Raw genomic sequence first — 6,908 nt, 5'->3', positions numbered from 1 at the left:
GAGCGGGGGCCGGGCGGGTGGAGCGCGCGGCGCCCGCCGCGGGCGGCTGCCGCTCGGGGTCGATCCGGCTCAGGAGGTGGCTGTCGACGCGCAGGACCGCGCGGACACCGCCGTACGGGGAGGGGGAGGAGATGTCGACGCCGAGGTCAAACTGCCGGGTGAGACGGCCGATCGCGGCGAACCCCATGCGCGGCGGATCGCCCAGGTCGGTGAGCAGGACCGGGTCGGTACCGGCCACCGTCCGCCGGGCGTGCTCGCGCTCGTCCGGGGTCATGCCCACGCCCGCGTCGTCGACGGTGACGCAGACACCGTGATGGACGTGCTCCAGGTTCACCACGACCTCGGTGTCCGGCGCGGAGTGACGCAGCGCGTTGTCGAGGAGCTCCGCGACGATGATCGCGACCGGTTCGACGGCGTGCGAGACCAGCGCGGTACCGGCTTCGAGGTGGTTGTGCACCCGCACCCGGTGGTACCCCGCGAGCCGGGCCTGCCCGCCGGTCACCGCCTCCACGAGGTGGGAGTCCTCACGGGCGAGCCCCACCCAGGCCCCGCACACGACGGCCATGACCTGTGCCCGGCGCAGCGACTGCTCGTTCTCGTGGTCCAGCATGAACAGGGTCTGCGCCAGCTCCGGTTCGTCGTACCGCTGTTGGAGCGCGCGCAGGGCGTCCTGCAGGCGGTACAGCGCGGCCTGGATCTCCCGGGTGGCCCCGCGCATCCCGGCCTGCGCGGCGGCGTCGATCCGGGTGCGCTGCGCGGTGAGTTCCGAACGCACCGTGCCGAGCACGTTCTCGAGGGCGATACCGAGGGGCGAACCGATGAACTGCGGCTGCGCCGGACCCGGCACGGTCACCCGAGGATGCGTCAACTGGCGGGCGACGGCCGGAATCCGCTGGACGGCGAGATGCTCGATCTCGGCCTCCAACGCCGCCTGAACGCCGACCAGTCGGTCCCGCAGCTCCGCGATCTCCGCGCGCTGCAGGGCACGTTGACGCCGCGACCGCAGCAGTCCGGCGCCGAGCGCCAGCGCGGACAGCGTGCCGGCGGCGAGCGCACCGGTCACCAGGTCCGGTAATTCGGTCATCGAATCGAGTCCAAGAGAAGTCGGGCAGGGCTGAGTTCGAGCCCCTGAGGCGGGGTGCCCGGAGCACAGTACACACCGTCATCGACCGCTCTCGCACGGTGTAGCGGGAGTTCCCTTGGAAACTGACAGGCCTCTGTTCACTTCTGGGCCAAGTGTCTGAAATGGCTTGTGAGGAAAGGGAGTTGAGTTGCCGGGGACGACGCACAGGGCGCGAAGACGGAACGGTGTGGAGGGTGTCGCGGGCTCGCTGAACCGACCGGACCGCACGATGGACCGCACGACGAGACGCGCGCACGAATCGATCGTCCCAACAGCTGATTCCGTAGCCAGACCTTGCTGGTGCAGTACTTTCGGTCGTATCGTCCGGACATTCCGTCGCCGAGACCACCGGGGTACCCCATGGACCGCACCCGCCTCCAGAACCTGCTCGCCCGGGAGAGCGCCGAGGCCGAGCGGCGCAATCCGCGCTCGAAGGCCGCCTACGCGCGTGCCGAGCATCTCTTCGGGCGGGTACCGATGACCTGGATGAACAAGACCGCCGGAGCCTTCCCCCGCTACCTCGACACCGCCCGGGGCGCCCGCGTCACCGACATCGACGGCCACGAGTACATCGACTTCAGCCTCGGAGACACCGGAGCCATGGCCGGCCACTCGCCCGCCGTGGTCGCGGAGGCGGTGCAGCGGCGGTTCGCCGAACAGGGCGGCGCCACGGCGATGCTGCCCACGGAGGACGCCGAGTGGGTCGGCGCGGAACTGACCCGCCGCTTCGGGCTCGCCCGCTGGAGCTTCTCGCTCACCGCGACCGACGCCAACCGCTGGGCGATCCGGCTCGCCCGGGCCGTCACCGACCGCCCCAAGATCCTGGTGAACAGCTACAGCTACCACGGCAGCGTCGACGAGTCGCTCATCGTCGTCGGACCGGACGGCCACGGGACCGCCCGTCCCGGCAACGTCGGCGCCCCCTGCGATGTCACGCTCACCAGCCGCGTCGCCGAGTTCAACGATCCCGCCCAGCTGGAACGGGAGTTGGCGCACGGCGACGTCGCCGCCGTCCTCATGGAACCCGCGCTCACCAACATCGGCATCGTGCTGCCCGAGCCCGGCTACCTGGCCGCCGTACGCGAACTGACCAGGAAACACGGCACGTTGCTCATCATCGACGAGACCCACACCTTCTCCGCGGGACCGGGCGGCTGCACCGCCGCCTGGGACCTCGAACCCGATCTGCTCACCATCGGCAAGGCGATCGGCGGCGGCATCCCTGCCGGTGCCTACGGCCTCTCCGTCGAACTCGCCGACCGGTTGCTGGGCCGCGCCGACCTCGACCTGGTCGACATGGGCGGGGTCGGCGGCACCCTCGCGGGCAACGCGCTCTCCGTCGCCGCGATGCGTGCCACTCTCCAACACGTCCTGACCGACGAGGCGTTCGCCCACATGGCGAAGCTGTCCGAACGTTTCGCGGCAGGTGTGCAGGAGGGCATCGACGCGCACGCGCTGCCCTGGACGGTGAGCCGTCTGGGCGCCCGCAGCGAGTACCGCTTCGCCTCCCCGGCCCCGCGCACCGGCACCGAGTCCGAGGCGGCGGGCGACCCGGAGCTGGAGGACTTCCTGCACCTCTACCTCGCCAACCGGGGCATCCTGCTCACCCCGTTCCACAGCATGGCGCTGATGTGCCCCGACACCACCGAGCAGGACGTCGACACCCACACCCGGGTCTTCGCCGAGGCGCTCGCCGAACTTGCCGTCTGACACAGGGAGTTGGAGAACAAGCACGTGGACGACATCGACCGGGCCATCCTGCGCGAGCTGCAGACCGACGGACGTATCGCCTACGCCGACCTCGGACCGAAGGTCGGTCTGTCGGCGTCGGCGGCCCGGCAGCGGCTCCAACGCCTCCTGGATTCCAAGGCCGTTCAGGTCGTCGGGGTGACCGACCCGATGGCCATGGGCGGCCAGGCCATGGCCATGCTCGGCATCGAGGTGGACGGCGACCCGCGTACGGTCGCGGACGAACTCGCCCTGCGCGACGAGGTGGTGTACTCCGTGCTCACCTCCGGCGGCTTCGACCTGTTCGCGGAAGTGGTCACCCCGGGACCGCGCGACCTGCTGGACTTCGTCAACGACGTGGTGCGGCCGATCGAAGGGGTCAGGAGCGTGCAGCCGTTCCCGTACTTCGGCATTCACACCCATCGGTTCCTGTGGGACGTGGGATGACCGGGGTGTGAGCGCGGGCCCGAGATGCCGGAGTGATCCCGTGGGCGTTTAATGGGGATGTCGGAAATGTCCCCTGGCGGAAAAGGCCGAGGTCATGGCGCCCACGGAATCCAGTGCAGGGGGCAGCGGGACTACAGCCAAGGGGGTGCTGCGGCGGCTGGGGGAGTGGTGTGCCCGGCACTTCGTGATCGTCATCGTCGCCTGGCTCGTCGCGCTGGCCGCGCTCCAGGTCCTCAACAGGTCCTTCGGGGGCGACTATTCGGACGACTTCTCGCTCAACGGCGTACAGTCCCACCACGGTCAGCAGGTCCTGAAGGAACACGATCCGGCGGCCGGGGGCTACGGCAGCCAGATCGTCCTCCACGACAAGGACAAACAGCTCACCTCGCTGAGTTCGCAGATGTCCCAGACGGTCGGCGACCTGCAGAAACTCCCGCACGTCCTGTCGGTGCAGAACCCGCTGCCACAGCCCGGAACGCAGCCACCGACGTCCACCGGTCCGAACGTGGGACCCCTGTCGTCCGACGCGAAGACCGGCTACATCACCATCCGCTTCGACGTCCAGCCGTCCACCCTCGGTGACGGCTACCTCCACGGCGTCGACAACTCCGTCAAGCCGCTGCGCGCCGCCGGCGCCCAGGTCGAGTACGGCGGACCGCTCGGCGAACTCGCCCGGCCCGCGGCCGACGACAAGGTCAGCGAACTCATCGGGTTCGCCGTGGCGATCGTCGTCCTGCTGATCGGCTTCGGCAGTGTGATCGCCGCCGCGATGCCTTTGGTGACGGCGCTGATCAGTGTGATCGGCGGGCTCGCCTGCCTCGGACTGCTGGCGGCGGCGTTCACCTTCGCGACGGTCTCCCCGACCCTCGCGACGATGATCGGCATCGGCGTCGGCATCGACTACGCCCTGTTCCTGATCACGCGTCACCGGCAGAACCTCATGAACGGCAGCGATCCCGTGCGCGCCGCCGGACAGGCCACCGCCACCAGCGGCCGGGCCGTGCTCGTCTCCGGCTGCACCGTGATCATCGCGCTCGCCGGACTCTTCGTCTCCGGCGTGCCCTTCATCGGCAAACTCGGCCTCGCCGCGGCCGTGACGGTCGTGTCGGCGGTCATCGGCGCGCTCACCCTCGTGCCCGCCCTGCTCGGTCTCATCGGCAAACGCATCGACCGCTACCGGGTGCGCCGCCCGGTCGCCGAGACCGACGCAGAGCCGGGCACCGAACCCACGGGCACCTGGCACCGCTACGCCCAGCGCGTGGAACACCGTCCGTGGGCCTTCCTCGCGGCGGGCATCGCGACCGTGGTCGTCCTCGCCATACCGGTCTTCTCGATCCAGCTCGGCCACATCGGCGACGGCGCCGACCCCACCTCGTTCACCGACCGCCGCGCCTACGACCTGATGACCGACGCCTTCGGCCCCGGCTCCAACGGTCCGCTCACCGTCGTCATCGACCAGACGGGCGTCCCGTCCTCCCAGCGCCAGAACCTCACCACCCAGGCGCAGAAGACCCTCGACGGAGTGCAGGGCGCCGCCAAGGTCACCCCGCTCACGACCACCAAGGACGGGGACGTCCTGGTCGGCACCGTCTACTCCAAGCAGTCCCCGCAGAGCGCGAGCACCACCGACCTCACCAACCGGCTCGTCCACGACACCCTCCCGGACGCGGTCCACGGCACCTCCGCGAAGGGGTACGTCACCGGCACGACGGCCGCCCAGGTCGACTTCCGCGACATCGTGTCGAGCCGGCTGCCCCTGATCATCGGCGTGGTCGTCGCCCTGGCCTTCCTGATCATCCTCGCCGTGTTCCGCGGCCTCCTCGTCGCCCTCAAGGCCGCCGTCCTCAACGTCCTCTCGATCGCGGCCTCCTACGGCGTCGTCGTCGCCGTCTTCCAATGGGGCTGGGGCGGCCCGTCGTTGGGCGTCGCCGGCAAGGTCCCCATCGAGAGCTACGTCCCGATGATGATGTTCGCGATCATCTTCGGCCTGAGCATGGACTACGAGATTTTCCTGCTCTCCCGAGTCCACGAGGCCTGGCTGCGCACCGGCGACGCCGAGGCGTCCGTCGCCCACGCCCTGGAGATCACCGCACGGGTCATCACCTGCGCCGCGCTGATCATGGTGAGCGTCTTCGCGGCCTTCATCCTCAGCGACAACATCGTGGTCAAGATGCTCGGCCTCGGCCTGGCCGTCAGCGTCCTCATCGACGCCACGGTCGTACGGCTGCTGATGGTCCCCGCCGTCATGACCCTGCTGGGTCGGCACGCCTGGTGGACACCCCGGTTCCTGGACCGGATCCTGCCGCACATCGACGCGGAGGGTGAGCACGAGGGGGCGTGAGCATCGGTCCTCGGTCCTCGGTCCTCAGTCCTCTGGCGTCAGGACGAGCATGGTGACGTCGTCCCGGATCTCCTCCGAGTGCCGCAGTACATCGGCCCACACCCGCTCCGCCAGATCGGCGCAGTCGCCGTTCGAGAGCGCGGCCAGCCGCTCGGTGAACGGATAGAAGGCACCGGAGGCGTCCCGTGCCTCCCACACCCCGTCGGACGCCAGGAACAGCCGGTCCCCGGGGAGCAACGGCACGGTGACGGCACCGAGCGGACCCGAGTCGGCCAGACCCAGACCGAGCGGCGTCCACGGCGCGATGTCGATCTCCGTGACCCGCCCCTCGCGCAGCAGCACCGGAGCCGGATGCCCGCAGGCCACGATCCGCACCGCCCGCGCGTCCGCCGAGAACTCCAGCAGTACGGCCGTGGCGAACAACTCCGCGTGCGGCGACCTGGCCGAGTCCACCACGAGCCTGCGGTCGAGCCGCGCCGCCACCGACTCCAGCTCCGGCCGGTCGAGCACCGCCTCCCGGAACGCGCCGAGCAGCGAAGCCACCGTCGCCACGGCCGACAGCCCGTGCCCCTGGACATCCCCCATCACCGCCCGCACCCCGAACGGCCCGTCCCGCACATCGAAGAAGTCACCCCCGACCAGCGTCCCGCGCTGTGCCGCCCGGTACAGCCCCGCGCACCGCACCCGGCCCACCCGCTCCGGCAACGGCGGCACGACGGCCCGCTGCGCGGCCTCGGCGACCGTACGCTCCAGATCGAGCTGGGCGTCGCGCCGACTCCGTACGAACGAGATGAACACGCTCAGCAACGCGACGAAGCAGATGGTCAGCAGGTCCGTACTGCCCGGATCGTTGAGGTGGAAGGCCGGAACGGTCAGCAGCGCGACGCTGAGGCCGCCGAACAGCACGGTCGCCACCGGGCCGTACGACAGACCTGCCAGCGGCGGAATCGCACCCAGCACGAAGCCGATGTCCAGCCGGTTCGGACTCACCAGCGTCGCCACGCCCACCCCGACGACCAGCACGGCCGGCAGCACCCGCACCCACATGGGAGCGGGCGCGCCCCGCAGCCAGCCGCGCCGGGTCGGCTCCCGGTTCCGGCGCGACACGAGACCCCGCACCTTTCCCACACCACCACGCTCCTACGGCGGGACCGGCCCCGCACGCCGAGCGCCAAATCGATAGATCAACTGAAAGATCCGTCAGATCGGTCAATATGCACCAATCCGCATGGGGTGGCCGTTCCGAATCCTCGAACGTCAGGGAAGTTG

General features: G+C 70.1%; 5 protein-coding genes. 3 read left to right on the top strand and 2 right to left on the bottom strand.

Annotation, left to right across the window (positions count from 1 at the left end; all coding sequences use genetic code 11):
- Positions 1 to 1,084, bottom strand: a 1,084-nt coding sequence (locus JHN45_RS19760) for a sensor histidine kinase (RefSeq protein WP_201049869.1), incomplete at its 3' end; no start/stop codon positions are given.
- 399 nt (positions 1,085 to 1,483) lie between these two features.
- Between JHN45_RS19760 and JHN45_RS19755 the strand changes: the two genes are divergently transcribed.
- The 3 genes from JHN45_RS19755 (at position 1,484) to JHN45_RS19745 (ending at position 5,639) form a co-directional block, all read left to right on the top strand.
- Complete coding sequence (locus JHN45_RS19755) at positions 1,484 to 2,833, top strand: transaminase (protein ID WP_201049868.1); 1,350 nt, start codon at positions 1,484 to 1,486, stop codon at positions 2,831 to 2,833.
- A 24-nt stretch (positions 2,834 to 2,857) separates the two neighbouring features.
- Entirely contained in the window at positions 2,858 to 3,298 is a 441-nt protein-coding gene (locus JHN45_RS19750; RefSeq protein WP_201049873.1) for an Lrp/AsnC family transcriptional regulator, read from the top strand.
- Positions 3,299 to 3,392: 94 nt separating this feature from the next.
- A complete protein-coding gene (locus tag JHN45_RS19745; protein WP_200712405.1) occupies positions 3,393 to 5,639 on the top strand; it encodes an MMPL family transporter in 2,247 nt (748 codons plus the stop codon).
- A gap of 24 nt (positions 5,640 to 5,663) precedes the next feature.
- Here JHN45_RS19745 and JHN45_RS19740 read toward each other — a convergent pair whose 3' ends face one another.
- Positions 5,664 to 6,767, bottom strand: a complete 1,104-nt coding sequence (locus JHN45_RS19740) for a PP2C family protein-serine/threonine phosphatase (RefSeq protein WP_200712404.1) — start codon at positions 6,765 to 6,767, stop codon at positions 5,664 to 5,666.
- Positions 6,768 to 6,908 lie beyond the last annotated feature (141 nt).

This window comes from Streptomyces sp. MBT53 (assembly GCF_016654115.1).
Lineage (GTDB): Bacteria > Actinomycetota > Actinomycetes > Streptomycetales > Streptomycetaceae > Streptomyces.
This window is presented reverse-complemented; position numbering and strand designations above follow the sequence as displayed.

Excerpts from the sequence above, each read along its gene's own strand:
- JHN45_RS19755 (WP_201049868.1), top strand. The coding sequence starts at position 1,484 with ATGGACCGCACCCGCCTCCAGAACCTGCTCGCCCGGGAGAGCGCCGAG.
- JHN45_RS19745 (WP_200712405.1), top strand. The coding sequence starts at position 3,393 with ATGGCGCCCACGGAATCCAGTGCAGGGGGCAGCGGGACTACAGCCAAG.